At 59.9% G+C, this 287-nt stretch carries 1 protein-coding gene; it reads left to right on the forward strand.

All coding sequences use genetic code 11. The annotated features are described in order from the left end of the window. The coding region (locus SB764_RS39405; RefSeq protein ID WP_410866667.1) for an alpha/beta fold hydrolase at positions 1 to 245 on the forward strand (245 nt) is incomplete at its 5' end. Positions 246 to 287 lie beyond the last annotated feature (42 nt).

Here is a 287-nt window from a genome sequence, read left to right on the forward strand (position 1 = left end):
CAGGTGATCCAGCTTATGCAGAAATCGAAGCGAGACTGGCACGCCAACCCGATATTGCCACTCCGACCATCGTAATTTTGGGCGCGGACGATGGCGTCGATCCTCCGCCATCCAAGGACGAGGACGCCAGCAAGTTCGTCGGGTTCTACGATCGTCGCGTACTGCCTGGCGTCGGACATAATGTGCCGCAGGAAGCGCCGAGCGCCTTCGCCGGCGCGATCCGGGAACTGGCCAAGCGGGATTGAACAGCTGTGATTGCGCAACCGATGATAGCTGGCTGCAAGTTC

This window comes from Paraburkholderia sp. SIMBA_027 (assembly GCF_046535315.1).
GTDB lineage: Bacteria > Pseudomonadota > Gammaproteobacteria > Burkholderiales > Burkholderiaceae > Paraburkholderia > Paraburkholderia tropica.